This is a genomic window from Arthrobacter sp. 135MFCol5.1 (genome assembly GCF_000374865.1).
Classification (GTDB): Bacteria; Actinomycetota; Actinomycetes; order Actinomycetales; family Micrococcaceae; genus Arthrobacter.
Window position 1 is genome coordinate 85,408 of the sequence record NZ_KB895454.1, and the last position, 23,426, is coordinate 108,833.

Annotated in this window: 20 protein-coding genes; 16 read left to right on the plus strand and 4 right to left on the minus strand. The window is 66.2% G+C overall.

Annotated elements, in window-relative coordinates; translation table 11 throughout:
- Positions 1 to 86: 86 nt before the first annotated feature.
- From C563_RS0106590 to C563_RS0106665, 16 genes are all read left to right on the plus strand, one after another.
- Positions 87 to 1,874, plus strand: a complete 1,788-nt coding sequence (locus C563_RS0106590; RefSeq protein WP_026264443.1) for an ABC transporter ATP-binding protein — start codon at positions 87 to 89, stop codon at positions 1,872 to 1,874.
- Complete coding sequence (locus C563_RS0106595) at positions 1,871 to 3,682, plus strand: ABC transporter ATP-binding protein (protein ID WP_018761248.1); 1,812 nt, start codon at positions 1,871 to 1,873, stop codon at positions 3,680 to 3,682. The genes C563_RS0106590 and C563_RS0106595 overlap by 4 nt, the downstream gene beginning before the upstream one ends.
- Positions 3,679 to 4,059, plus strand: a complete 381-nt coding sequence (locus C563_RS0106600; RefSeq protein ID WP_018761249.1) for a GntR family transcriptional regulator — start codon at positions 3,679 to 3,681, stop codon at positions 4,057 to 4,059. Before C563_RS0106595 ends, C563_RS0106600 begins: the two co-directional genes overlap by 4 nt.
- Before the next feature lie 47 nt (positions 4,060 to 4,106).
- Complete coding sequence (uvrA, locus tag C563_RS0106605; RefSeq protein WP_018761250.1) at positions 4,107 to 7,031, plus strand: excinuclease ABC subunit UvrA; 2,925 nt, start codon at positions 4,107 to 4,109, stop codon at positions 7,029 to 7,031.
- A gap of 82 nt (positions 7,032 to 7,113) precedes the next feature.
- On the plus strand, positions 7,114 to 7,830 hold the full coding sequence (locus tag C563_RS0106610) for an HAD hydrolase-like protein (protein ID WP_026264444.1): 717 nt from the start codon (positions 7,114 to 7,116) through the stop codon (positions 7,828 to 7,830).
- Positions 7,817 to 8,485 carry a lysophospholipid acyltransferase family protein gene (locus tag C563_RS0106615; protein WP_026264445.1) on the plus strand — a complete coding sequence of 223 codons (669 nt, stop codon included), beginning with the start codon at positions 7,817 to 7,819 and terminating at the stop codon, positions 8,483 to 8,485. The genes C563_RS0106610 and C563_RS0106615 overlap by 14 nt, the downstream gene beginning before the upstream one ends.
- A 44-nt stretch (positions 8,486 to 8,529) precedes the next feature.
- Positions 8,530 to 10,530: an excinuclease ABC subunit UvrC gene (uvrC, locus tag C563_RS0106620; RefSeq protein WP_018761253.1), complete on the plus strand. Its 2,001-nt coding sequence runs from the start codon at positions 8,530 to 8,532 to the stop codon at positions 10,528 to 10,530.
- Between the two features lie 68 nt (positions 10,531 to 10,598).
- Positions 10,599 to 11,522 carry an RNase adapter RapZ gene (gene rapZ / locus C563_RS0106625; protein WP_018761254.1) on the plus strand — a complete coding sequence of 308 codons (924 nt, stop codon included), beginning with the start codon at positions 10,599 to 10,601 and terminating at the stop codon, positions 11,520 to 11,522.
- On the plus strand, positions 11,522 to 12,538 hold the full coding sequence (locus C563_RS0106630) for a gluconeogenesis factor YvcK family protein (RefSeq protein WP_018761255.1): 1,017 nt from the start codon (positions 11,522 to 11,524) through the stop codon (positions 12,536 to 12,538). The genes rapZ and C563_RS0106630 overlap by 1 nt, the downstream gene beginning before the upstream one ends.
- Before the next feature lie 9 nt (positions 12,539 to 12,547).
- Positions 12,548 to 13,528, plus strand: coding sequence for a DNA-binding protein WhiA (whiA, locus tag C563_RS0106635; protein ID WP_015937022.1), 981 nt, complete (start codon positions 12,548 to 12,550; stop codon positions 13,526 to 13,528).
- Between the two features lie 99 nt (positions 13,529 to 13,627).
- Entirely contained in the window at positions 13,628 to 14,254 is a 627-nt protein-coding gene (locus C563_RS0106640; protein ID WP_026264449.1) for a superoxide dismutase, read from the plus strand.
- Positions 14,255 to 14,513: 259 nt separating this feature from the next.
- The gene (gap, locus tag C563_RS0106645; protein WP_018761257.1) at positions 14,514 to 15,524 is read left to right on the plus strand and encodes a type I glyceraldehyde-3-phosphate dehydrogenase; all 1,011 of its coding nucleotides are present in this window, start codon (positions 14,514 to 14,516) and stop codon (positions 15,522 to 15,524) included.
- Between the two features lie 10 nt (positions 15,525 to 15,534).
- Entirely contained in the window at positions 15,535 to 16,761 is a 1,227-nt protein-coding gene (locus C563_RS0106650; protein ID WP_018761258.1) for a phosphoglycerate kinase, read from the plus strand.
- A 102-nt stretch (positions 16,762 to 16,863) separates the two neighbouring features.
- Positions 16,864 to 17,679 carry a triose-phosphate isomerase gene (tpiA, locus tag C563_RS0106655; RefSeq protein ID WP_018761259.1) on the plus strand — a complete coding sequence of 272 codons (816 nt, stop codon included), beginning with the start codon at positions 16,864 to 16,866 and terminating at the stop codon, positions 17,677 to 17,679.
- 48 nt (positions 17,680 to 17,727) lie between these two features.
- Positions 17,728 to 17,985: a preprotein translocase subunit SecG gene (gene secG, locus C563_RS0106660; RefSeq protein ID WP_018761260.1), complete on the plus strand. Its 258-nt coding sequence runs from the start codon at positions 17,728 to 17,730 to the stop codon at positions 17,983 to 17,985.
- A gap of 136 nt (positions 17,986 to 18,121) precedes the next feature.
- A complete protein-coding gene (locus C563_RS0106665; RefSeq protein ID WP_018761261.1) occupies positions 18,122 to 18,517 on the plus strand; it encodes an RNA polymerase-binding protein RbpA in 396 nt (131 codons plus the stop codon).
- On the opposite strand, the gene pgl is transcribed toward C563_RS0106665, so the two are convergent.
- From pgl to C563_RS0106685, 4 genes are read right to left on the minus strand one after another with little or no spacing between them, the layout of a single operon-like run.
- Positions 18,470 to 19,288 carry a 6-phosphogluconolactonase gene (gene pgl, locus C563_RS0106670; protein ID WP_043423878.1) on the minus strand — a complete coding sequence of 273 codons (819 nt, stop codon included), beginning with the start codon at positions 19,286 to 19,288 and terminating at the stop codon, positions 18,470 to 18,472. The genes C563_RS0106665 and pgl overlap by 48 nt on opposite strands.
- A complete protein-coding gene (locus C563_RS0106675; protein WP_018761263.1) occupies positions 19,278 to 20,219 on the minus strand; it encodes a glucose-6-phosphate dehydrogenase assembly protein OpcA in 942 nt (313 codons plus the stop codon). The genes pgl and C563_RS0106675 overlap by 11 nt, the downstream gene beginning before the upstream one ends.
- A complete protein-coding gene (gene zwf / locus C563_RS0106680) occupies positions 20,216 to 21,775 on the minus strand; it encodes a glucose-6-phosphate dehydrogenase (protein WP_026264452.1) in 1,560 nt (519 codons plus the stop codon). Before zwf ends, C563_RS0106675 begins: the two co-directional genes overlap by 4 nt.
- A 15-nt stretch (positions 21,776 to 21,790) precedes the next feature.
- Positions 21,791 to 23,422 (minus strand): glucose-6-phosphate isomerase, encoded by a 1,632-nt coding sequence (locus tag C563_RS0106685; protein ID WP_018761265.1) that lies wholly within the window; start codon positions 23,420 to 23,422, stop codon positions 21,791 to 21,793.
- Between the last annotated feature and the right edge of the window lie 4 nt (positions 23,423 to 23,426).

Here is a 23,426-nt window from a genome sequence, read left to right on the forward strand (position 1 = left end):
GAAAAGTGATCTGGCTTACAATGTGGTCTGTGGTTTAGGGTCGAGTCGCCGGCCCGCTTCGACCGGGTGCATCTACGGGGGGTATTTTGCTGGTCGGTCTCATCAGGCGGCAACTCGCTGGACAGCAAGCCCAGGTGTGGGCCATCGTGCTGCTCCAGTTGGTCCAGGCAGCGGCCAACCTGCTTCTGCCAACAGTGAACGCGGCGATCATTGACGATGGCATTGTGGCCGGGGATACGGCCGCCATATCCAGGCTGGGCGCGGCGATGGCCGTCATCGCCGTGGTACAGGCGGCGTCCGCCATCGGGGCAGGCTACCTGGGAGCAGTGGTGGCCATGCGGATCGGGCGCCGGCTGCGGGCGGAAGTCTTTGCCCGGATCCAGTCGTTGTCGTCACAGGACGTGGCTCTGTTCGGAACCCAAAGCCTGACCACGCGTGCCACCAACGACACCCAGCAAATCCAGGCATTCGCCGTCCTGGTTTTCACCATGCTCTTTGCCGGACCCGCCATGGGCGTCGGGGGAATCGTCCTGGCCGTGCAGCAGGACGTGGCGCTGTCCGTGGTGGTGATCGTCATCGTTCCGCTGCTCCTGCTGATCATGTACCTGATCGTGCGCCGCCTGATTCCGCTCTACCGGGAGGGCCAGGACCTGCTGGACCGCTCGGGCGGAATCCTGCGCGAACAAATCATCGGCGTGGATGTTATCCGCGCCTTCGTCCGCCAGGATTACGAAGCACGGCGGTTTGCCCGGGCCAACGCCGGACTGACCGCGAACAACCTGCAGTCTGCGCTGCTGGTGGCGGGGATGCTGCCGATGATCATGCTGGTGGTCAACATCAGTTCGGTCGCCGTGGTCTGGTTCGGCGGGCACCGCATCCAGGACGGCCTGATGAACCTCGGCGCCCTCACCGCCTTCATCGCCTACATCATGCAGATCCTGCTGGCCATCATGATGGCCATGTACGTCCTCATGACGGCGCCGCGCGCGGCTGCCTGCGCCGAACGCATCCAGGCTGTCCTGGACACCGAGCCGTCGGTCCGCGACGCGGCGGCCCGGATTCCCGGCGCCGGTAATGGACCAGCCAGGCCGGGCGGCCGGAGTACGGACGCGGGCGCACCGGCACCCGGGCCGGGCCTCCTCCAGTTCCATGGGGTTGGCTTCTGCTACCCGGGAGCTGAAGCGCCGGTGCTCGCAGACATCAGCTTTACCGCAGCACCGGGTACCACCTTGGCGATCGTCGGCTCAACGGGAAGCGGGAAGTCGACGCTGCTGAACCTGATTCCGCGGTTCCTCGACCCCACGGAAGGCCACATCACCGTGGGCGGCCGCGACGTCCGGGAGATGCCCCTGGACCTTTTGCGCGGAGCCATGGGGATCGTGCCGCAGAACTCCCACCTCTTCACCGGAACCATTGCGGATAACCTGCGGCTGGGTGCGCCGGAGGCCACCGACGAGGAACTGTGGGCGGCCCTGGAGACGGCGCAGACCATGCGGTTCATGCGCGACCTCCCGTTGGGTCTTGCCACGCCGGTGGGGCAGGGCGGCGCAAGCCTGTCGGGCGGGCAGCGCCAGAGGCTGTGCATTGCCCGGGCACTGTTGCGCCAGGCGCCCCTCTACCTTTTCGACGACAGCTTCTCCGCCCTCGACTACCGCACCGACACCAGGCTGAGGCTGGCGCTGGACCAGGTTTTGGCGGCCGCCACGGTGGTCGTGGTTGCTGAACGCCTGTCCGCCGTCGAGGACGCAGACCTCATCCTGGTGCTCGACGACGGCCGGCTCGCCGCCCAGGGAACGCACACGGAGCTGTTGCAGGACTCGGCCACCTACCGGGAAATCGCCGAGTCCCAGCTCGCGCTGGACGGCCCCCTGTGACGGCGGCCGGCGAAGCCGTGGCTGCTGCCCACTCCTTCCGGCCCACCGCGGCGAGGCTCCTTGGCCTCCTCCGCCCTTTCCGGCTGCGGGTCCTGGGCGCCGTCGGCGCCACGTGCGCCTTCGCCGGCCTCAACGTTGCCGCTCCCAAGTATCTTGGTGACGCCACGGACCTGGTGGTGGACGGCGTCGCCCAAGGCAGCCTGGACCAGCGCCTCGGCACCCTGCTCGCGGTTGTAGCCGGCATGTACGTGCTCGCCTCACTGTTCAACTGGATCCAGGGGGCGCTGACGGCCCGTGCCGTCCAGGGCCTCATGTTCAGGCTCCGCGCCTCGGTGGAGGACAAGCTGCACCGCCTGCCGTCCACCTACTTCCGGGAGCGGTCCCGGGGCGACGTCCTCAGCCGCGCCACGAACGACATCGACAACATTGCCCAGGCCCTGAACCAGGTCTTGACCCAACTGATCGTCTCCGTCCTCATGCTGTGCGGCTCGCTGGCCATGATGCTGTGGATCTCGCCGCTGCTCGCCGCCATTGCCGTTGCCACCGTCCCGGTCTCGACGTGGATCACCGTGCTGGTGGCTCGCCGCTCGCAGGAGCATTTCGCCAGCCAATGGAAGGAGACCGGCGAGCTCAACGCGCACGTGGAGGAATTCATCAGCGGCCACGAGGTGGTCAAGGCCTTTGGCTGGCAGGAGCAGGCTGCGGGAGTGTTCGGCCAGAGCAACGCACGGCTGGCCCGGGCCGGCCGCAAGGCCCAGTTTTCCGCGGGCGTGGTCCAGCCGCTGATGGTCCTGATGTCCAACCTCAACTACATTGCGGTGGCGGTCGTGGGAGCCCTGCAGATCCTGTCCGGGTCCATGACCATTGGCGGGGTCCAGGCGTTCATCCAGTTCAGCCGGCTGTTCACCCAGCCCGTGGGGCAGATTGGCGGCCTGCTCAGCGTCATGCAGTCCTGTGCGGCGTCGGCTGGAAGAGTCTTCGCACTCCTGGACGCGGTGGAGGACCCCCCGGAACCGGCCGGCACGGCACCGGCCGGGCCGGTTGCCGGCCGCATCGTTTTCGATGGTGTCACGTACCGCTACCCGGGTTCGGTCCCCGCGGTCCGCGACCTCACCTTCACGGTTGATCCGGGGCAGGCGGTGGCCATCGTGGGACACACCGGCGCCGGCAAGAGCACCGTGGTGAACCTGCTGATGCGTTTCCTCGAGCCTTCCTCGGGCCGGATCTCCATTGGCGGGCAGGACATCTCCTCCGTTCCCCGCGACCAGCTGCGCTCCCGGTTCGGCGTGGTTCCGCAGGATGCCTGGCTGTTCGCCGGGACCATCCGGGAAAATATCGCCTATGGCCTTCCGGAGGCTTCGGACCATGCCGTCGTCGCCGCCGCGGAGGCCACCCATGCCGACCGTTTCATCCGGTCCCTGCCCCACGGCTACGGTACCGTACTGGAAAACGGCGGCGAGCCCCTCAGCCAAGGACAGCGGCAGCTCATCACGATAGCCAGGGCGCAGCTGGCCGGACGCTCGGTGCTGGTCCTGGACGAGGCCACCAGCTCGGTGGATTCCAGGACCGAGCTCCTGATCCGCCAGGCGATGCAACGGCTCCGGAACGGCCGGACCAGTTTCATCATCGCCCACCGTTTGTCCACGGTCCGGAACGCTGATCTAATTCTGGTCATGGACCATGGACGCATCGTTGAGCAGGGAACGCACGAGAGCCTCCTGGCCGCCAACAGCTACTACGCCGCGCTCTACAACGCACAGTTCGCCGCCCGTGACGGCCGCGCCGGTGTCCTGGAGGGTGGCCTGTGAGCGCCCCGGCGGACTTCCCCGGCGCCTGGCGGCCGAATCCCGCCAGCACCGTGGCGCTGTTCGAGCAACTGCGGCTGCAGGTCATCCACCTTGCTGACAACGGCGCGCTTGCCCCGGGCACCAGGCTCCCGGCCGTGCGTGCCCTGGCGGAAAAGCTCGACGTCGCCCCGCACACCGTGGCCAGGGCTTACAAGGAGCTCGAAGCCGCGGGGATTGTAGCCACCCGCGGGCGGAATGGCACGGTGGTTTCGGCGCGGGATGAGAGGCTCGGCGGCTTGGCCGCCGCCGCGGCGGCGTACGCGGACGTGGCCAAGGCGCAGGGGGCCAGCTTCGCGGAGGCCGTCAAGCTGCTGGCGGCCGCCTACGATGTTCCCTGAGGGCGGAACCGCGCATGTTCGAAGAAGTTTTCGATTAGCATTATGGGGTGCCTAAAGCCGTAGCTGAAGAAACCTCTGCCCCCGCCTCCTCCTTCACCGCCGCCCCCGCTGCCGTCCCGCAGCGCCCGGACCTCTCCAGGCTCGTCGTGAAGGGCGCGCGGGAGCACAACCTGCGCAACGTGGACCTGGACCTGCCCCGTGACGCCATGATTGTCTTCACAGGCCTCTCCGGATCCGGAAAGTCGTCCCTGGCGTTCGACACCATCTTTGCCGAAGGCCAGCGCCGCTACGTCGAATCGCTCTCCGCCTACGCGCGCCAGTTCCTGGGCCAGGTGGACAAACCCGATGTCGACTTCATCGAAGGGCTGTCTCCGGCGGTCTCCATCGACCAGAAGTCCACCAGCAAGAACCCGCGGTCCACCGTGGGCACCATCACCGAAATCTACGACTACATGCGCCTGTTGTGGGCACGTGTCGGCAGGCCGCACTGCCCCGTGTGCGGTGAGCCGGTATCCAAGCAGACGCCGCAGCAGATTGTGGACCAGCTCCTGGAACTCGCAGACGGAACCCGATTCCAGGTCCTGGCGCCGGTGGTGCGCGGCCGCAAGGGCGAGTTCGTTGACCTTTTCAAAGAGCTCAGCGCCAAGGGCTACTCCCGTGCGCGGGTGGACGGCAACCTGGTCCAGTTGAGCGATCCGCCCAAGCTGGGCAAGCAATTCAAGCACACCATAGAGGTAGTGGTGGACCGCCTCGTGGTCAAGGAAGGCATCAGCCAGCGGCTCACCGACTCCATCGAGACGGCCCTGGGGCTGGCGGAAGGCCGCGTCCTGGCCGAGTTCGTGGATCTTGACGCCGACGATCCCGGACGGATCCGGGCTTTCTCCGAGAACCTCGCCTGCCCCAACGAGCACCCGCTGGCCATCGACGAGATCGAGCCCCGCTCGTTCTCCTTCAACAACCCCTTCGGTGCCTGCGCGGCCTGCAGCGGCATCGGTACCCGGCTGGAGGTGGACGAGGAACTGATCGTTCCCAACCCGGAACTCTCGCTCTCCGAAGGCGCCATCGCGCCATGGTCCCTGGGAACCGCCACCACCGAATACTGGAACCGTCTCCTGGAAGGCCTCGCCAAGGAAGTGGGCTTCTCCATGGCCACGCCGTGGGAGAAGCTCGGCAAGGACGTCCGCCAGACCATCCTGCACGGCAAGGACCACAAGGTGGTGGTGCAGTACCGGAACCGGTTCGGCCGGGAACGCAAATACAGCACCGGCTTCGAGGGTGCCATCCAGTACGTCCACCGCAAGCATGGCGAGACCGATTCCGACTGGGCCCGCGACCGCTACGAAGAATACATGCGCCAGGTCCCATGCCCTTCCTGCAACGGTGCCCGGCTCAACCCGGCCTCGCTCTCGGTCCTCATCAACGGCAAGTCCATCGCCGAAGTAGCGGCACTGCCCATGCGGGACTGTGCGGAGTTCCTGAACACCCTGGTCCTCACCGGACGTGAAGCGCAGATCGCGCACCAGGTCCTCAAGGAGATCCAGGCGCGGCTTACCTTCCTGCTGGATGTGGGCCTCGAATACCTTAACCTCGAGCGCCCCTCAGCCACCCTCTCCGGCGGCGAAGCACAGCGCATCAGGCTCGCCACCCAGATCGGGTCCGGCCTGGTGGGCGTGCTGTACGTCCTGGACGAGCCCTCCATCGGCCTGCACCAGCGCGACAACCGCCGGCTCATCGAAACCCTCACCCGGCTCCGCGACATGGGCAACACCCTCATCGTGGTTGAGCATGACGAGGACACCATCCACGTGGCTGACTGGATCGTGGACATCGGACCGGGCGCAGGAGAACACGGTGGCCAGGTGGTGCACTCCGGAACCTACAAGGAGCTGCTGGAAAACAAGCAATCCCTGACCGGCGACTACCTGTCCGGCCGCAAGGCCATCGCCGTGCCCAAAAAGCGCCGGAAGTACGACAAAAAGCGCGAAATCAAAGTGGTGGGCGCCCGGGAGAACAATCTCGTCAACGTCGACGCAGCCTTCCCGCTGGGACTCTTTACTGCGGTGACCGGCGTGAGCGGTTCCGGTAAGTCCACGCTCGTCAACGAAATCCTCTACAAGGTGCTCGCCAACAAGATCAACGGCGCCAAGCAGGTGGCTGGCCGGCACAAGACCGTCCAGGGCCTCGAGCACCTGGACAAGGTGGTCCACGTGGACCAGAGCCCCATCGGCCGCACCCCCCGATCCAACCCGGCCACGTACACGGGAGTGTTCGACAACATCCGCAAGCTCTTCGCGGAGACCACCGAAGCCAAGGTTCGCGGCTACCTGCCGGGCCGGTTCTCCTTCAACGTCAAGGGCGGCCGCTGCGAAGCATGCTCCGGTGACGGCACGCTGAAAATCGAAATGAACTTCCTGCCTGACGTGTACGTCCCCTGCGAGGTCTGCCACGGTGCCCGTTACAACCGGGAAACGCTGGAAGTCCACTACAAGGGCAAGACCATCGCCGACGTCCTCAACATGCCCATCGAGGAGGGCGCCGAGTTCTTCGCGGCATTCTCGCCCATCGCCCGCCACCTGAACACCCTGGTGGATGTCGGACTGGGCTATGTGCGGCTGGGCCAGCCCGCCACCACGTTGTCCGGCGGTGAAGCGCAGCGCGTCAAACTCGCGGCCGAGCTGCAGAAGCGGTCCAACGGGCGCAGCATCTACGTCCTGGACGAGCCCACCACGGGGCTGCACTTTGAGGACATCCGCAAGCTCCTCATGGTCCTCCAAGGGCTGGTGGACAAGGGCAACACGGTGATCACCATCGAGCACAACCTGGACGTCATCAAGAGTGCGGACTGGCTCGTGGACCTCGGGCCCGACGGCGGTTCGGGTGGCGGCCAGATCGTCGCGGCGGGAACGCCGGAGCAGGTCGCCAAGTCCAGCACCAGCCATACGGGGAAGTTCCTGGCAGAAATACTGGGCTGACCAGCAGCGGAATCTGTCCGGAAATATTCCTGTACGGGAATGCGAGTTTCAGGCACTCGCGCTGTCGTGAGAAACTAACCCGGTGACTTCAACAACAGTGCCCGTGATCTTTGACCTGGACGGCACTCTTGTCGACCCGGCCGGTGGAATAACAGAAGGCATTGCATCGGCCCTCCGCGGGCTGGGGCTGCCGGTGCCCGCCCAGGACCTGCTGGATGCGATGATCGGCCCCAAATTGAGCGACTCACTGCTCAACGTAGCGAAGGTGCCGGCGGACCGCCTTGAAGAGGTGGTCCGCCGCTACCGGGAACACTACGTCTCCACCGGAATCGCCCAGAGCAGGCTGTACCCCGGAATCCAGGAAATCCTCGAATCCTTCGCAGCGGCCGGACGGCCCGTTGCCGTGGCCACCCAGAAGCCGCAGCGCCTTGCGCACACCGTACTGGCACACCACGGCATCGACGGCTTCTTCCACGGCATCCACGGGTCCGCCGACGACGAAGCTGCCGTGGACGGCGTTCCGCTGGGCAAGACCCAGATCATTGCCGCAGCCCTGCGGGACCTGGATACCGAACACGCCATCATGGTGGGGGACCGGGCACAGGACGTTTCGGGAGCGATTGCCAACGGCCTGGACTGTATTGGCGTGGCCTGGGGATTCGCGCCAGACGGCGAACTTGAAGAGGCCGGGTCGGTCGCCGTCGTCAGCACTGGTGAGGAACTGGTCACAGTCATCGAACGGCTGCAAGCCGTCCACACCGCGGCCATGAGCGGGGTGAGCAACAATGGAAATGTTTGATGCCGTCCGCTGGACGACGCGGAACCTCATCTCCGGCACCTGCCGCCCCACCGTCGTCGGCCTGGACAATGTCCCCTCCGACGGCCCTTTCATCGTGGCCCCCAACCACCTGTCGTTCTTTGACAGTGTGATCGTCCAGGCGCTGATGCCCCGCCCGGTCGCGTTCTTCGCCAAGGCCGAGTACTTCACCACCGGAGGCGTCAAAGGCAAGGTCATGAAGGCGTTCTTCGAATCCGTGGGTTCCATCCCCGTGGAGCGCGGCGAACAGGCAGCCAGCGTCCAGGCGCTCAAGACACTCCTGGACATCCTTGAGTCCGGCCGCGGCATCGGCATCTACCCTGAGGGCACCCGGTCCCGCGACGGCATCCTGTACCGCGGACGCACCGGCGTCGGCTGGCTCGCGCTGACCACCGGGGCACCGGTCATTCCGGTGGGCCTGATCGGGACCGAAAAACTCCAGCGGGCCGGCGAAAAGGGTGTCAGGCCACAGCATTTCACCATGAAGGTGGGGGAGCCGCTGTACTTCGATAAGACCGGCCCGGACCACTCGCTGCCCGCGCGCCGTGAGGTCACGGACCGGATCATGGACGCGATCGCTGCCCTGACCGGCCAGGAGCGCTCCACCAGCTACAACCAGAGCAAGTCCGCCGAGTAGCCGTGCTGGCGCAGATGCCCGGCGCGCCTTAGTAGACTTGATAGGTGGCAAATCCAGCAAGTTACCGGCCCAAAACCGGTGAAATCCCCACCAACCCGGGCGTCTACCGGTTCCGTGACCCGCATGGGCGGGTGATTTACGTGGGAAAGGCGAAGAGCCTCCGGTCCCGCCTGAACTCATACTTTGCCAACCCGGCGGGCCTGTTGCCGAAAACCTACGCCATGGTCCACGCGGCCAGCAGCGTCGAGTGGACCGTGGTGGGCAGCGAACTGGAATCGCTGCAGCTTGAGTACACCTGGATCAAGGAATTCAAGCCCCGGTTCAATGTCGTGTTCCGGGACGACAAGACCTACCCCTACCTCGCCGTCACCATGGGCGAAAAATACCCCAGGGTCCAGGTCATGCGCGGGGACAAGCGGAAGGGTACCCGCTACTTCGGGCCCTACACCGCCGGTGCCATCCGCGAAACCATGGACACCCTGCTGCGCGTCTTCCCTGTGCGCAGCTGCAGTGCCGGCGTCTTCAAACGGGCCGAAGCCAGCGGCCGCCCGTGCCTGCTGGGCTACATCGACAAATGTTCCGCACCTTGCGTGGGCCGGATCTCGCCGGACGACCACAGGGCGCTGGCCGACGACTTCTGCGCCTTCATGGGCGGCGAGGCCAAACGGTTCATCAACAAGTTGGAAAAGCAGATGGCCGACGCCGTGGCGAAACTGGACTACGAACACGCCGCGCGGCTGCGCGACGACATCGCCGCCCTGCGCAAAGTCTTCGAACGCAACGCCGTGGTGCTGTCCGAAGACACCGACGCCGACGTCTTCGCCCTGCACGAGGACGAGCTCGAAGCCGCAGTCCAGGTGTTCCACGTCCGGGGCGGCCGGATCCGCGGGCAACGCGGCTGGGTGGTGGAAAAGGTGGAGGACTTCACCACCCCGGACCTCGTGGAGCACCTGCTCCAGCAGGTCTACGGCGAAGACGGCGAGACCCACGGCAGGCTGCCGCGCGAGGTCCTGGTCCCTGTCGCACCCAGCAACGCGGAGGACCTCGCCACCTGGCTTGGCGGCATCCGCGGGGCCAAAGTGGACATCCGCGTCCCGCAGCGCGGAGACAAGGCGGCGCTGATGTCCACCGTGCGAGAAAATGCCGAGCACGCGCTCAAGCTCCACAAAACCCGGCGTGCCGGTGACATCACCGTCAGGTCGCAGGCACTCCAGGAACTGCAGGAAGCCCTTGACCTGCCCGTTCCGCTGCTCCGGATCGAATGCTTCGACGTTTCGCACGTCCAGGGGACCAACGTGGTGGCCTCCATGGTGGTGGTGGAGGACGGCCTGCCCAAGAAGTCCGATTACCGCAAGTTCTCCATCACCGGGCCTGCCGCCTCCGACGACACGGCGGCCATGCATGACGTCCTGACCCGGCGTTTCCGCCATTACCTGCAGGACAAGTCCGCACAGGTGGATGAATCCCTCCTTGCCGCGGATGGGAAAGACCCCGTGGCCGGGGACGCAGTGCTGGACACCACCACGCCGGCGCCCAAGGCCAAATTCGCCTACCCGCCGAACCTTGTGGTGGTGGACGGCGGCCAGCCGCAGGTGAACGCGGCAGCGCGCGCCCTGGCCGAGCTGGGCATCGATGACGTCTACGTGGTGGGCCTGGCCAAACGGCTGGAGGAAGTATGGCTGCCGGACAGCGATTTTCCGGTGATCCTGCCCCGAACTTCCCAAGGCCTGTACCTGCTGCAGCGGATCCGTGACGAGGCCCACCGCTTTGCCATCACCTTTCACCGGCAAAAGCGCGGCAAGGCCATGACCGTCTCCGCGCTTGACGCCGTCCCGGGCCTGGGCGCGTCCAAACGGAAGGCCCTGCTGGCGCATTTCGGTTCGGTCAAGGGCGTCAAGGCCGCCACCGTGGAAGAGCTCTCCGAAGCCAAGGGGATCGGACCCGCCTTGGCCGGCGCCATCGTGAACCACTTCGCCACCGGCACGGACGACGCCGTGTCCGTCCCGGCAATTAACATGGCCACCGGCGAAATCATTGAAACTTAGCTAGGGTAAGTGACGGGGCGGCGCCACTGCGGCGGCCCCTGGCACAACAACGAAACGGGGCGGACTTCATGGCAGACACGACGGCGGGATCCGAGGACGGGCAGGACGGGCTGGAGACAGTCAAGCCGCTCGAAGCGGAGCTGCTGGTGGTCACCGGAATGTCCGGCGCCGGGCGGAGCACCGCCGCCGACGCGTTGGAGGACCACGGCTGGTATGTCGTGGAGAACCTGCCGCCGCAGATGCTCGGCACCCTGGCCGAACTCGTCTCGCACGCTCCCCAGTCCATTCCCCGGCTCGCGGTGGTCATCGATGTCCGCAGCAAGGGACTCTTCGCCGACATCCGGTCCGCTCTGGGCGCACTCGCCGCCAGCGGGGTCACCTTCCGGGTGCTGTTCCTGGACGCCAGCGACAACGTCCTGGTCCGGCGCTTCGAACAGGGCCGCCGCCCCCACCCGCTCCAGGGCGGGGGCCGCATCCTTGACGGCATCGCCGCGGAACGCGAGCTGCTGCAGGAGCTGCGCGACAGCTCGGACGTCGTGCTCGATACCTCCAATTACAACGTCCACGGACTCGCCACGGCCATTACGGAGCTGTTCAGCGAAACCGGTCCCGTGGCCCTGCGCCTGAACGTCATGAGCTTCGGCTTCAAGTACGGCCTCCCGGTGGACGCCAACTACGTGGCCGACGTGCGGTTCATTCCCAACCCGCACTGGGTGCCCCAGCTGCGCCCCCTGACCGGCCTGGACAAGGACGTCAGTGACTACGTGCTTGAGGCAGAAGGGGTCAAGAACTTCGTGGACCGCTACGTCCTCGCGCTGGAGCCCGTGTTGGAGGGATATCGGCGGGAAAACAAGCACTACGCCACGATCGCCGTTGGCTGCACCGGCGGCAAGCACCGCTCCGTCGCGGTCGCCGTCGAGCTTTCCAAGAAGCTCGCCCAGTACCCGCGCGTCACCGTGACCACCGCGCACCGGGATCTGGGCCGCGAATAATGGCCCTTTTCACCGGCGCCCTGCCCCTGGTGCCACCGGCCGGCGGTACGTCGCCCGGCCAGGACAAGGGCCCCAACGTTGTAGCACTGGGCGGCGGACACGGCCTCGCGGCCTCCTTGTCGGCCCTGCGCCTGCTCACCTCCGAGCTCACCGCAATTGTCACCGTGGCGGACGACGGCGGCTCGTCCGGGCGCCTGCGCGAGGAGTACGGCGTGCTCCCGCCCGGCGACCTCCGCATGGCCCTGTCCGCCCTGTGCGACGATACCGACTGGGGCCGCACCTGGCGCGACGTCATGCAACACCGGTTCCGCGCCGGCAAAGGCCCGGGCGGTTCCCTCGATGAACACGCCATGGGCAACCTGCTGATCGTCACCCTGTGGGAACTGCTGGGCGACGCCGTCGCCGGACTCAAGTGGGCCGGTGCGCTGCTGGGCGCCCGTGGCCAGGTGCTGCCCATGTCCACCGTCCCGCTCACGATCGAAGGCGACGTCCGCGTCACCACCCCCGGCGGCGGAACGGGGCTGGAGACCATCCACGGGCAGGCGCGCTGCGCCGTCGCCGGGTCGCTCGAAGAAGTCCGGCTCCTGCCGAAATCGGCGCCCGCCTGCACGGAGGCCCTGACGGCGATCGAGCTGGCGGACTGGGTGGTCCTGGGCCCGGGGTCCTGGTACACCTCGGTCCTGCCGCACCTGCTGCTGCCCGAGATGCGCCAGGCACTGTGCAGCACGCCGGCCAAGCGCTGCCTGACCATGAACCTTGCCACCGATACCAAAGAAACGTCGGGCATGAGCGCCGCCGACCATCTCCACGTCCTCCGGCGCTACGCTCCGGAGTTCAGCGTGGACGTGGTCCTCGCCGATCCCGCTTCAGTACCCGACCGGCAGGAGTTCGAGAAGGCCGCCGCCATGATTGGAGCGGAGGTGGTCTTGGGTAAAGTAGGGGCGTCGGGACGCCGCCCAGTCCACGAGCCACTGCGGCTGGCCACGGCGTACCAGGACATTTTTGGGAACAGTTAGGAAGGTGCCATGGCACTGACAGCATCAGTCAAAGAAGAACTGTCCCGTCTGGACATCAAGAAGTCATCAGTGCGCAAGGCGGAAGTCTCCGCCATGCTCCGGTTCGCCGGGGGACTGCACATCATCTCCGGCCGGATCGTCATCGAAGCGGAAGTGGACCTGGCGTCCACGGCCCGCCGGCTCCGCGCCGCCATCGCCGAAGTCTACGGACACCAGAGCGAAATCATCGTGGTCTCGGCCGGTGGACTGCGCCGCGCCAGCCGCTACGTGGTCCGTGTGGTCCGCGACGGCGAAGCACTGGCCCGGCAGACCGGCCTGCTGGACGGCCGGGGCCGCCCGGTGCGGGGGCTGCCGTCCGCCGTCGTCAACGGCTCGGCGGCCGATGCCGAAGCCGTATGGCGCGGGGCGTTCCTGGCCCACGGCTCACTGACGGAACCGGGACGGTCGTCCTCGCTGGAGGTCACCTGCCCGGGGCCCGAATCGGCCCTCGCCCTGGTCGGGGCGGCCCGCCGCCTGGACATCCAGGCCAAGGCGCGTGAGGTCAGGGGAGTGGACCGCGTGGTCATCCGCGACGGCGACACCATCGCGGCGCTGCTGACCCGGATGGGCGCCCACGACGCGTTGATGGTCTGGGAAGAACGCCGCATGCGCAAGGAAGTCCGTGCAACGGCCAACCGACTCGCCAACTTCGACGACGCCAACCTGCGCCGTTCCGCGCAGGCCGCGGTGGCCGCAGGCGCCCGGGTGGACCGGGCCCTGGAGATCCTCGGCGACGACGTTCCGGACCACCTGAAATACGCCGGGGAACTGCGCGTGGCGCACAAACAGGCCAGCCTGGACGAACTGGGCCGGCTGGCCGACCCCGTGATGACCAAGGACGCGATTGCCGGCCGGATCCGCCGGCTCCTGGCCATGGCGGACAAACGCGCCCTTGACCTGGGCATTCCCGGAACCGACGCCAATGTGACGCCGGAAATGCTGGACGAGTAAGCGCCCCATAGAATCAAAAAGATTCCGGGCGCCAGACGCCCGGATGCACAATCCGAGAGTCACCAACCGGACCGCGTGTCCACGATATTGGAGGATTTTGTGACTGAGTACGTATTGCCCGAACTCAAGTACGACTACGCCGCCCTTGAGCCGCACATCTCTGCGCGGATCATGGAGCTGCACCACAGCAAGCACCACGCAGCCTATGTCACCGGCGCCAACAACGCACTGGCTCAGCTTGCCGAAGCACGGGAAAAGGGCGACTTCGCCAACATCAACCGTCTCTCCAAGGACCTCGCGTTCCACACCGGCGGCCACATCAACCACTCGGTCTTCTGGAACAACCTGTCCCCGGACGGCGGCGACAAGCCCGAAGGCGAGCTGGCAGCTGCCATCGACGACGCGTTCGGTTCCTTCGATGCGTTCCGCGCCCAGTTCAGCGCCGCGGCACTGGGCCTGCAGGGCTCGGGCTGGGGCTTCCTGGCCTACGAACCCATCGGTGGAAACCTGGTCATCGAGCAGCTGTACGACCAGCAGGGGAACGTTGCCTTGGGCACCACGCCGCTGCTGATGCTGGACATGTGGGAGCACGCCTTCTACCTGGACTACGTCAACGTCAAGGCCGACTACGTCAAGGCATTCTGGAACATCGTCAACTGGGCCGACGTCGCCCAGCGCTTCGAGGCTGCACGCGCCAACGCCACGGGACTCATCACCCTCCCGTAGTGAGCTGCGTTATACATCGATGTAACAAACTTCACATTCTGACTTAAACCGGCCGGGATGTGGATGGTCCGCCCCCGCACTTGCGGGGGCGGACCCAGTTAAACGTAAGATGGGTCACGGAAGGCGGTTAGCCTTCAGCAATGAGGCTGGTCGCCCTCCGTGTTAATCATCTCTGCCCAATGGCGTGCGGGATCTGTTAGTTGGCTTGAACGCCCGCTCAACTAGTAGTGCTTCTCAAAGCACCAAGGAGACTGTAAAAGTGACGACCCGTATTGGTATCAACGGCTTCGGCCGCATTGGCCGCAACTACTTCCGCGCAGCACTTGCACAAGGCGCGGACCTGGAGATCGTTGCCGTCAACGACCTCACCAGCCCCGAAGCCCTGGCCCACCTGTTCAAGTACGACTCCGTCGGCGGACGCCTGAAGGAGACCATCGAGGTCAAGGACGGCAACATCGTCGTCAACGGCAACGTCGTCAAGGTCCTGGCCGAACGCGATCCCGCCAAGCTCCCCTGGGGCGAACTGGGCGTGGACATCGTGATCGAATCCACCGGGTTCTTCACCAAGGCAGCAGACGCCCAGAAGCACATCGATGCAGGCGCCAAGAAGGTCCTGATCTCAGCTCCGGCCTCGGACGAAGACATCACCATTGTGATGGGCGTCAACGACAAGCTCTACGACAACGCCACGCACAACATCATCTCCAACGCCTCCTGCACCACCAACTGCCTCGGCCCGCTGGCCAAGGTGGTCAACGACGAATTCGGCATTGAGCGTGGACTCATGACCACCGTGCACGCCTACACCGCGGACCAGAACCTGCAGGACGGCCCGCACAAGGACCTGCGCCGTGCGCGTGCTGCGGCCATCAACATGGTCCCCACCTCCACCGGCGCCGCCAAGGCAATCGGCCTTGTCCTCCCCGAGCTCAAGGGCAAACTGGACGGTTACGCCATCCGCGTCCCCGTGCCCACCGGCTCCGCCACCGACCTCACCGTCACCGTCTCCCGCGAGACCACCGTGGAGGAAGTCAACGCCGCCCTCAAGCGCGCCTCGGAGTCCGAGGAACTGCAGGGCTTCCTGACCTACACGGACGAGCCCATCGTCTCCTCCGACATCGTTGGCGACCCCGCGTCCTCGATCTTCGACGCCGGCCTGACCAAGGTCATCGGCAACCAGGTCAAGGTTGTTTCCTGGTACGACAACGAATGGGGCTACTCCAACCGCCTCGTCGACCTCACGGAGCTCGTGGCATCCAAGCTGGGCTAGGGTTAGACACATGACATCTCACACCCTCAACGAACTGATCGCTGAAGGTGTCCGCGGGCGGTACATTCTGGTTCGAAGTGACCTGAATGTGCCGCTCGACGGCTCTACAGTCACTGACGACGGCCGCATCAAGGCCTCACTTCCAGTGCTGTCAAAGCTCACGGACGCCGGTGCCCGCGTGCTGGTAACAGCCCACCTCGGACGCCCCAAGGGCGCCCCGGAGGACAAGTATTCCCTTCGCCCCGCCGTGGACCGCCTCGCCGAGCTGGCGGACTTCAAGGTCACCCTGGCAGCTGACACCGTGGGTGGTGCCGCCAAGGAGGCTGCTGCCGCCCTGCAGGACGGCGAAGTGCTGGTCCTGGAGAACGTCCGCTTCGACTCCCGGGAGACCAGCAAGGACGACGCCGAACGCGGCGCCTTCGCCGACGAACTCGTGGCACTCACCGGAGACAACGGCGCTTACGTGGACGATGCCTTCGGCGCCGTCCACCGCAAGCACGCCAGCGTCTATGACGTCGCCACCCGGTTGCCGTCATACCAGGGCGACCTGGTCCGTACGGAGGTGGAAGTCCTTCGGAAGCTGACCACCGACACCCAGCGTCCCTACGTCGTGGTGCTCGGCGGTTCCAAGGTCTCCGACAAGCTTGCGGTCATTGACAACCTGCTTGGCAAAGCCGACACCATCCTGGTGGGCGGCGGCATGCTGTTCACCTTCCTGGCAGCGTCCGGTCACAAGGTGGGCTCCAGCCTCCTGGAGGAAGACCAGATCCCCGTGGTCCAGGACTACCTCAAGCGGGCCGCGGATGCGGGTACCGAGTTTGTCGTGCCCACGGACGTCGTGGTGGCAGAGAAGTTTGCTGCCGACGCCGCGCACGAAACGGTGCCGGCGGAGGCCATCGAAGGCAGCAGCTTCGGTGCCAGCGGCATCGGCCTGGATATCGGCCCCAACACCGCTGCCGCGTTCGCGGAGCGCATCAAGGGAGCCCGCACGGTCTTCTGGAACGGTCCCATGGGCGTCTTCGAATTCGAGGCGTTCTCCGCCGGCACCCGCGCCATCGCGCAGGCGCTGACGGAAACCGGGGGTTTCACCGTCGTGGGCGGCGGCGACTCCGCGGCTGCGGTGCGTACGCTGGGATTCGCAGACGACCAGTTCGGCCATATTTCCACTGGCGGCGGTGCAAGCCTGGAATACCTTGAAGGCAAGGAGCTTCCCGGCCTCAGCGTCCTGGACCGGTAGCACAACTGCCACAGCAGTATCGGACTGAACAGTCCTCCGGCCGGCAGGTTGCCCGCGGCAGCCTGCCGGCCGCACACATATCAAGACTTTTATGGAGATCACGTGACTACGTCAACGAACGGCGCCTTCGACCGCAAGCCCTTCATCGCGGGCAACTGGAAAATGAACATGGACCACGTGCAGGGCATCACCCTCCTGCAGAAGCTGGCCTGGACCCTCTCCGATGCCAAGCACGACTACAGCCGGGTCGAGGTCGCCGTTTTCCCGCCATTCACGGACCTCCGCGGCGTCCAGACTCTGGTCCAGGGCGATGACCTGCAGGTGGCCTACGGCGGCCAGGACCTTTCCCAGTTCGACTCCGGAGCCTACACCGGCGACATCTCCGGCCAATTCCTCGCCAAGCTTGGCTGCACCTACGTCCTGGTGGGCCACAGCGAACGCCGTACCATCCACAACGAGTCCGACGACGTCCTGAACGCCAAGGTCAAGGCGGCTTTCAAGCATGGGGTCACTCCGGTCCTGTGCGTCGGGGAGGGCCTGGAAATCCGCCAGGCGGGAACCCATGTGGAACACACGCTCCAGCAGCTCCGCGCCGGAGTTGCAGGGCTCACCAACGACCAGGCCGCCGAACTGGTGGTCGCCTACGAGCCCGTCTGGGCGATTGGCACCGGCGAGGTCGCGGGCCCCGAGGATGCGCAGGAAATGTGCGCTGCGATCCGGGCGGAGCTCGGCAGCCTCTTCGGTGCGGACGTTGCCGCCAAGACCCGCCTGCTGTACGGCGGTTCGGTCAAGGCCAACAATGCCGCCGCCATCCTGCAGGAGCGCGACGTGGACGGGGTCCTGGTGGGCGGTGCCAGCCTTGATCCTGCCGAGTTTGCTAATATTGTCAGGTTCGAGAGCCACCTGGTCACGGACTAGTCCGGCGCCAGTACAAACTCCCGCCATCCCAACTTCCGAAAGGCCGTCGTGGACGTTCTTCATGTCATCCTGCAGATCCTCCTGGGCATCACCAGCCTCCTGCTGACGCTGCTGATCCTCTTGCACAAGGGTCGCGGCGGCGGGCTTTCCGACATGTTCGGCGGCGGCATGAGCTCGGGCCTGAGCTCCTCCGGGGTAGCCGAACGAAACCTCAACCGTTTCACCATCGTCTTGGGCGTTACGTGGGGCGTGGTAATCATTGCCCTCGGCCTGATTATGCGGTTCAGCGGCGGTGGCGACTCCTAAGGGTCCCGCTGACTAGGGTCCTGAGGCCCTCCCGCTGCCCGGATCGGGCATCTAAACTGTGGCTGTCGGTTTACCGGCGGCCACAGTTGCGTTAAAGCTGCCGAAACCGGCCATCCGCTTCGAGGCAGGAGATGTCATGGTCCATCCAGCATCGGGCTTTCGGGGGACCCGCGCCGGGGTGACGGCAGGGTCCGGATCGAGCCTGCAGTCCACCGATTCTTCCGCCCAGCCCCTCCCTCGCATCCGGGTGTCCTACTGGTGCGCGAAGGGACACGAGACCCAGCCAGTCTTCCTTAAGCTCCCCGAGGACCAGATTCCCGTGACCTGGGACTGCCGCCGCTGCGGGGGTCCCGCCTCCCGTGACGGCCAGGCGGCCGCCTTGGCTGATCCGTTCGACGACGGATACAAAAGCCACCTGGAATACGTTAAAGAGCGGCGCTCCGACCGGGACGCGGAAGACGTCCTGGCCGGAGCGCTGGAAAAGCTACGCGCCCGCGGCGTCTTTTCGGACGAGTTGCTGCGGGACACGTGAGGCGGCGTTCTCGTCAATCAGCCACAGGGTGCGGGACGTACCGCGCGGTCCGGCGGCAGGTACCTGGACCGGGTTGGCGCCGGCAAGGGCAAGCCCTACCGCCCCGGCCTTGTCCTCTCCGGCCACCACCATCCAGACTTCTGACGCCGTATTAATGGCTGGCAGGGTCAGTGAAATGCGCAGCGGCGGCGGCTTGGGCGAGTTGCGGACGCCCACCACTGTGAGGTTCTTTTCCCTGATGCCGGCTTGCTCAGGAAACAAGGACGCGATGTGGGCGTCGGGGCCGACGCCCAGGAGCACTACGTCGAGGCGTGGCAGCGTTGACGGCTCCTCCGGGCGGTCATCGGACATGTCGGCTGCATGTTCGGCCGCTGCAGCGTCCCTGAGTTGCCGCGCATAGTCTTCGGCCGCCTCCTCGGCGGTGCCGAACTCGTCCGCGGAACCCGGGGAGTGGACCCGTTCCGGGTCCACCGGAATGTGCGAGAGCAGGGCATCGTACGCCTGCTTGGTGTTCCGGTCCGGGTCCGCGGTACCAACGAAGCGTTCGTCACCCCACCAGAAGTTGACCTTGGACCAGTCGACGGCGGGCGCCGCCGGGGAATCGGCCACTGCCTTCAGCGTACCGATCCCCACGGTCCCCCCGGTGAGCACCACTGTGGCTTCGCCGTACTTGTCCTGCACATCAACGAGCTTGGTGATCAGGCGGGCCGCGATGGCGGCCATGAGGACAGACGAATCAGGATGGATGCTTACTCTGGGGTCAACGCTCACTGGGTCGGACGCTCCTTAGATTGGTACGTGGCAGTCCAATAGTAATCACTTCGCCAAACACTTCGTCCGGGTCCAGCCGGCGCAGCTCCTCGGCGAGGCAGTCGCGGAGGCTGCGTCGGGGGAGGGTGATCCGTTGGGCCGGCTGGCCGGGCTGGGTGAGTTCGGCGACCGAGAGTCCGGGGCGGAAGAGCTGCACGTCGCCGCCGGGCCGGCTGAGGCGGACGCGGCGGATCCCGGTCCCGGCCGGGTCCGCGACGATGGTCACGGGCGCGTCCAGGGTGAGCGTGAGCCATGCCGCGAGCAGGATGGTGGACGGTGAGTCCGAAGCGCCTTCGACCGCGACCGCGGTGACGGGGGAGGAATCGACTTCGTCCAGTGCCGCGGCCAGCTGGATCCGCCAGTTGGTCAGCCGGGTCCAGGCGAGATCGGTGTCACCGGCTTTGTAGGTGTGGTGGATCCGTTCCAGTGCTGCCTGCGGGTCCGGTTCGTTGGCAGAGTCCGTGATCCTGCGGTGCGCGATCGCGCCGATGGAGGTCTCGCACGCGTTTTCCGGTGCCCCATGCGGCCACCAGGCCACTATCGGGGCATCCGGGAGCAGCAGGGCGGCCACCAGGGATTCGGACTCGTGCGCGAGCTGGCCGTAGCCGCGGAGCACGATGACCTCGGATGCGCCGGCATCCCCGCCCACGCGGATCTGCGCGTCGAGCCGGTCCTCGGCGTCCTTTCCGGCGTCGGCCAGGACGATGATCCGGCAGGGGTGTTCCCGGCTGGCGTCATTTGCGGCCTCAATGGCTTCTTCCTCAAGCCCGGACTTGGTCACCACCACGAGGGTGAGGACCCGGCCCAGGGCGATCACCCCGCCCTGCTCGCGCAGGGACATGAGCTTCTTGGATACCTTCGAGGTGGTGGTATCGGGCAGGTTTACGATCATGGCCTTCTCCAGGTTCGTCCGTCGCGGGCCAGCAGCTCATCGGCGCTGGCCGGGCCCCAGGAGCCGGGGGCATAGGGTTCGGGCTGTTCGGCCAGGGTGGCCCAGTATTCCTCGAACGGGTCCAGGATCTTCCAGGACAGCTCCACTTCCTGATGGCGCGGGAACAACGGCGGCTCACCAAGCAGAACGTCCAGGATCAGCCGCTCGTACGCTTCGGGGCTCGACTCGGTGAACGAGTGCCCGTAGCCGAAGTCCATGGTCACGTCACGGACTTCCATCTGGGTGCCGGGGACCTTGGAACCGAACCGGATGGTTACGCCCTCGTCGGGCTGGACCCGGATCACCACGGCGTTCTGCCCGAAGTCGTCCTCGCCATGGTCGCGGAAGAGCAGGTTCGGGGCTCTTTTGAAGACCACGGCAATCTCGGTGACGCGGCGGCCCAGGCGCTTGCCCGCACGCAGGTAAAACGGAACCCCGGACCAGCGGCGGGTGTGAATGTCCACCCGGATCGCCGCATAGGTCTCCGTGGTGGAGTCGGCGGGGATGCCTTCCTCTTCCAGATAGCCCTGGACCTGCTCGCCGCCCTGCCATCCACCGGTGAACTGGCCGCGCGCGGAGTGCGTGGAGAGATCGTCCGGGAGCTTGACCGCGGCGAGGACCTTTTCCTTCTCCGCCCGCAGGTCATCGGCATTGAAGGAGATCGGTTCTTCCATAGCCGTCAGTGCCAGCAACTGGAGGAGGTGGTTCTGGATGACGTCGCGGGCCGCACCCACACCGTCGTAATACCCGGCCCGGCCACCGGTGCCGATGTCCTCGGCCATGGTGATCTGGACATGGTCCACGTAGTTGGCGTTCCACAGCGGTTCGAACAGCTGGTTCGCGAAACGCAGTGCCAGGATGTTCTGGACCGTCTCCTTGCCCAGGTAGTGATCGATCCGGAACACGGCGTCCGGCGGGAAGACGGACTCGACAATGTCGTTAAGCTGCCGCGCCGATTCCAGGTCATGGCCGAACGGTTTCTCGATCACCACCCGCCGCCACTTGTCCCCGTCAGCCTGCGCCAGGCCGTGCTTGGAGAGCTGCCGGCACACCTGCTCGAACGCCTTGGGCGGGATCGACAGATAGAACGCGTGGTTCCCGCGGGTGCCGCGGACGTCGTCGAGCTCCTTGATCGTCTCGCCGAGGCGCTCGAACGCGGCGTCGTCGTCGAACTCGCCCTGGACAAACCGGATGCCCTCGGACAGCTGGTTCCAGACCGCCTCATCGAACGGTGTGCGCGCGTGCTCCTGCACGGAGGCCTTCACCTCGGCGGCGAAGTCCTCCTTGTCCCACTCACGGCGGGCGAATCCCACCAGCGCAAAGCTGGGAGGCAACAACCCGCGGTTGGCGAGGTCATACACCGCCGGCATGAGCTTCTTCCGGGCAAGGTCGCCTGTCACCCCGAAGAGGACAAGCGACGAAGGACCGGCAATCCGGTTCAAACGGCGGTCACGCGGGTCGCGCAACGGATTACGCCCGCGGCCCGCGCCCTTCCTGCCGTATTCAGTTTCTGGCATGGTTGCTTCTGCGCCTTAGCTCTCGGTTGCGGATGCGCGGGTGGACAGCGCTGCGACAAGGTCCTGCAGCTGCGCCACACCGGCGGCACGGTCGGTGAGGTGGAGGCGCAGCACGGGCCGGCCGTGCTGGCCCAGGACCTGGGCGTCGCCTGCAGCCTGGGCGGCAATGAGCTCGCCGAAGCTGAACGGCCGGTCCGGGATCGCGAGGTCCTCGGCCGCCGCAGCGGTGACCTGCAGGAAGACGCCGATCGCGGGGCCGCCCTTGTGGAACTGCCCGGTGGAGTGCAGGAAGCGCGGGCCCCAGCCGAACGTCACCGGCCGGCCGGAAGCCGCGGCGAGCTCGTCACGGATTCCTTCAAGGCCTGAAAAGGCCAGGCGGTCGAAGTACGCCTGGACGCTCAGGTAGCTGTCGGCAGCGAGCGTGCCAAGGAGTGCTTTGACGGCTTCGGCGGCGGTGGTGGCGCCGCCGAGCCAGTCGCCGCCCCGGACCTCGATGGCACCGTCCACGAAAGCGGCAGGGGTCGGCTCCGGCTGGGCATCCAGCAGCCCCCGGGCAGCCACCTTGGCGGCTTCCACGTCAGGCTGGTCGAAGGGGTTGATGCCCAGCAGCCGGCCCGCAACGGCGGTGGCGAACTCCCACACCATCATCTGGGTGGCGAGGCCTCCTGCGATGGCCACCTGGTTGTCTCCGAGTTCGACGTCGGCATCCGCGGCTACCAGCCGCACCACCAGGACGTCCGGCGCGCCGGAGGTCACCTCGGGCGCGTTGGGACCCGCCACGACAGGCAGGATGCCCGTCCCCAGCTTGCCCGTCGATTCAGCGATGAGCTGCTCGGCCCAGTCGGCGAAGCCAACGATGCCGGAGCCGTCCTCGGCAATGACGATCTTGTTCCGCAGCGGGCTGGTACCGCCGAGGGCGGCGCCCAGGGCGAGGCCGATGTTTTCGGGGGCGTCGTCATTGAGGACCTCGGCGGCTTCCTCGGCCTCATCCAGGAAGGCCTGGATATCAACCCCGGCCAGGCCTGAGGGCACCAGTCCGAACGCCGTCAGCGCCGAGTAGCGTCCGCCGACGTTCGGATCGGCGTTGAACACCGCGCGGTAGCCGGTTTCGCGGGACGACTTGTCCAGCGGGGAACCGGGATCGGTCACGATGATGATCCGGCTCTTGGCGTCCAGGCCGGCCTCGGTGAAGGCCTGCTCGAAGATGCGGCGCTGTGAGTCGGTTTCCAGGGTGGAACCGGACTTGGACGAGACCACGATTGCGGTCTCGGCCAGCCGGTCTTCAAGGGCAGCACGGACCTGGTCGGGGTCCGTGCTGTCCAGCACCGTCAGCTCGACGCCGGCCGTGCCTGCGATAACCTCGGGGGCCAGCGAGGATCCGCCCATGCCGCAAAGCACGATCCGGGTGACGCCTTCGGCGCGCAGGGCGTCGCGGAGTTCCAGGATGTCCTTGACCAAGGATTGTGAAACGGTGGCCGCCTCCACCCAGCCGAGGCGGATGGCCGACTCCGACTCCGCATCAGGACCCCACAGGGTGTGGTCCTTCGCGAAGATCCGGGTGGCGATCCGGTCATTTACCAGGGCGGGAAGGTGCTGGTCCAGGGCTTGCTGGGCAGCGCCGGTGGCGTCGAAGCTGAGTGTGCTCATTGTG

What these genes read in the sequence shown, in the direction of transcription:
- C563_RS0106615 (WP_026264445.1), top strand. Translation starts at nt 7,817, where the DNA reads ATGGAAATGTTTGATGCCGTCCGCTGGACGACGCGGAACCTCATCTCC.
- rapZ (WP_018761254.1), top strand. Translation starts at nt 10,599, where the DNA reads ATGGCAGACACGACGGCGGGATCCGAGGACGGGCAGGACGGGCTGGAG.
- C563_RS0106630 (WP_018761255.1), top strand. Translation starts at nt 11,522, where the DNA reads ATGGCCCTTTTCACCGGCGCCCTGCCCCTGGTGCCACCGGCCGGCGGT.
- whiA (WP_015937022.1), top strand. Translation starts at nt 12,548, where the DNA reads ATGGCACTGACAGCATCAGTCAAAGAAGAACTGTCCCGTCTGGACATC.
- C563_RS0106650 (WP_018761258.1), top strand. Translation starts at nt 15,535, where the DNA reads ATGACATCTCACACCCTCAACGAACTGATCGCTGAAGGTGTCCGCGGG.
- C563_RS0106665 (WP_018761261.1), top strand. Translation starts at nt 18,122, where the DNA reads ATGGTCCATCCAGCATCGGGCTTTCGGGGGACCCGCGCCGGGGTGACG.
- C563_RS0106675 (WP_018761263.1), bottom strand. Translation starts at nt 20,219, where the DNA reads ATGATCGTAAACCTGCCCGATACCACCACCTCGAAGGTATCCAAGAAG.
- zwf (WP_026264452.1), bottom strand. Translation starts at nt 21,775, where the DNA reads ATGCCAGAAACTGAATACGGCAGGAAGGGCGCGGGCCGCGGGCGTAAT.
- C563_RS0106685 (WP_018761265.1), bottom strand. Translation starts at nt 23,422, where the DNA reads ATGAGCACACTCAGCTTCGACGCCACCGGCGCTGCCCAGCAAGCCCTG.